3 protein-coding genes are annotated in these 2,870 nt (G+C 68.1%); all 3 read left to right on the top strand.

Annotated features, from left to right (window positions below; all coding sequences use genetic code 11):
• Nucleotides 1-1,612, top strand: a 1,612-nt coding sequence (locus tag DBR20_RS13920) for an endonuclease (RefSeq protein ID WP_258223363.1), incomplete at its 5' end; no start/stop codon positions are given.
• 74 nt (nt 1,613-1,686) lie between these two features.
• On the top strand, nt 1,687-2,025 hold the full coding sequence (cutA, locus tag DBR20_RS13915; protein ID WP_108266586.1) for a divalent-cation tolerance protein CutA: 339 nt from the start codon (nt 1,687-1,689) through the stop codon (nt 2,023-2,025).
• Nucleotides 2,022-2,870 (top strand): protein-disulfide reductase DsbD domain-containing protein (locus tag DBR20_RS13910; RefSeq protein WP_258223362.1); only part of this gene is annotated, 849 nt, incomplete at its 3' end. The genes cutA and DBR20_RS13910, both read left to right, overlap by 4 nt.

Raw genomic sequence — 2,870 nt, 5'->3', positions numbered from 1 at the left:
CCTCTACAACGGCAGCAACCCGTCGGCCGCCACGGTCTACGCCAACAACGCGGTACCGGCGGGAACCGCGGCCAACTGCGGCAGCGCCACCCTGGCCGTGGTCACCTACCCCACCAACGGCCTGCAGAACGGCCCCAACGACGGCATCGCCCTGGTCGACGCCGGCGGCAAGGTGGTCCAGTTCCTCAGCTACGAGGGCGCGATCACCGCCTCCGGTGGCCCCGCCGCCGGCATGACCAGCCAGAACATTCCGGTTGCCGAAACCAACAGCACCGCGGCAGGCACCTCGCTGCAGCTGACCGGCAGCGGCAGCCAGTACGCGCACTTCACCTGGGCCGAATCGGCCAGGCAGACCTTCGGCAGCTGCAACAACAACCAGACCTTCAGCGGCGGTGGCACCCCGGGCCCGAACACGCCGCCGTCGGTGTCCACCACCACGCCGGCACAGGGCAGCAGCACCTTCCCGGCCGCCGCCGACCTGGAAGTGGTGTTCAGCGAGACGGTCAACCTCGCCAGCGGCGCCTTCGCCCTGACCTGCGGCACCTCCGGCAGCGTACCGCTGACCTGGCCGGCCAGCGGCAAGAGCGTGAAGCTGTCGACCAACACCGCGCTGGTCGCCGGTGAAGCCTGCCGCTTCGACATCCGTGCCGCACGCATCACCGACGCGCAGGGTGCCCGCCCGGCGACCGACAGCCGCATCGCTTTCACCGTGGCCACCACCAGCGGCAACCCGGACCCGGGCAATCCCGGCGGCCCGGCGGGCTATTACTCGAAGGTCAACACCAGCAGCCCCAGCCAGCTGCGCTGCTCGCTGCACGCCACCATCAAGGGCCACACCGCGTATCCGTACAGCGGCTCGGGCACCAGCACCTGGACCATCCTGGAGATCGCCGACGAAGATCCCAACAACAGCGGCAAGATCCTCGATGCCTACCGCAACCGCAGCTACACCAAGGTGAGCGGCCGCGCGGGCACCGGCAGCGGGCTGACCTACAACCGCGAGCACACCTGGCCGAATTCGCTGGGCTTTGCCAGCACCACCGGCGACAAGGGCCTGCCGTACGCGCCCTACACCGACACCCACATGCTGTACCTGACCGACGCACAGTGGAACGCCGACCGCGGCAACAAGCCGTTCGGCAAGTGCGACGCCAACTGCGGCGAGCGTGCCACCGAGGCCAACAACGGCCAGGGCGGCGGCAGCGGCGGCTACCCGGGCAATTCGAACTGGGTGCGCACGCCGGATGGCAACGCTGGCACCTTCGAAGTCTGGGGTGCGCGCAAGGGCGACATGGCACGCGCGGTGATGTACATGGCCATCCGCTATGAAGGGGGCAAGGATGCGGCCACCGGCCAGTCCGAACCGGACCTGGAACTGACCGACGACCGCAGCAAAATCGTCAAGACCAGCAGCTCGCCGGCCTACATGGGCCTGCTGTCGACCCTGATCGACTGGCATCTTGCTGATCCGCCGAGCGCTGCAGAACGTGCCCGCAATGACGTGATCTACAGCTTCCAAGGCAACCGCAACCCGTTCATCGACCACCCCGAGTGGGCCACCCCGGGCCTGTTCACCTCGGCCAAGCCGGCGGCCTGCCAGCTGGCCAACTGACTCCGTTTGAAGAAAGTTGTATTTCCCCTGTCCGATCCTGACCCGGTCGGACAGGGGCCCTATACTCGACGGTCATGTCGACCGTCGATCCCGTCCTGCTGCTGTTGACCACCTGCCCGGACCGGGCCAGTGCCGAGCGCATCGCGCACGCGCTGGTCGCCGAGCACCTGGCTGCCTGCGTCACCCGCCTGGACGGCGCACAGTCAACGTACTGCTGGCAGGGCGAGGTGACCACCGACGCCGAACTGCAGCTGCTGGTGAAGACCACCGCAAGCCGTGTCGATGAAGCCATCGCCCGGATCGTCGAACTGCATCCGTATGAACTCCCGGAGTGCATCGCGGTCGAAACCCGGGCCGGCCTGCCGGCGTATCTGGACTGGATCCGGGCACAGACCCGGGAGGACACTGATTGAAGACTCTGTTTGCGCGTGGCGCCGCCTTGTGCGCCCTGTTGTGGCTTTCATTGCCGGCCTTCGCGCTGGATGAAAAAGATCTGCTGCCGGTGGACCAGGCGTTCGCGCTGACCGCCAGCGCGCCCGAGCGTGGCCAGATCCAACTGCAGTTCAAGATCGCCCCGGGCTACTACCTGTATCGCCACCGCACCACGGTGAAGGCCGATCCTGCCTTCAATGCCGCAGCGCTGCAGATGCCCGCAGGCAAGAAGCACCACGACGATTTCTTCGGTGAGGTGGAGACCTACCGCGAGCGCCTGCAGGCCACCCTGCCCGGCGCGCCCACCGATGCCACCGGCACCATCAGCCTGGAAGTGCGTTACCAGGGCTGCGCCGATGCCGGTGTGTGCTACCCGCCGCAGAAGCGCGTGGTACAGGTGACTCTGCCCGGCGCGGGCGGTGCGGCTGCCACGCTGCCGACCGCACGCGCCACCGGCGCCAGTGCGTTCAACAACCCGCTGGCCGGCGCCGGCAGTGGCGGTGGCCTGCGGCTGCCGGGCACCAGCAACAGCCAGGCACTGCCGCTGCCGTCGGAACAGGCGTTCGGCTTCGATGCCATCGCCAGCGATGGCAACACCCTGCTGCTGCGCTTCAGCCCGGCACCGGGCTATTACCTCTATCGCGACCGCACCTCGCTGAAGCTGGAAGGCAGCCCCGGGGTACTGGCCGACAAGCCGCGTTGGCCGGCGGCGCAGTCGCACCGCGACGAGCACTTCGGTGATGTGGCGGTCTATTTCAACCAGGTGGAAGTGCCGGTGCCGTTGCGCCGCAGCCGCGCCGAGGCCGTCGACAGCACGCTGGTGGTG

The sequence above is a fragment of the Stenotrophomonas sp. HMWF023 genome, assembly GCF_003060985.1.
GTDB lineage: Bacteria > Pseudomonadota > Gammaproteobacteria > Xanthomonadales > Xanthomonadaceae > Stenotrophomonas > Stenotrophomonas lactitubi.
The sequence above is the reverse complement of the archived record's forward strand: the minus strand, read 5'-3'. Positions and strand labels throughout refer to the sequence as shown.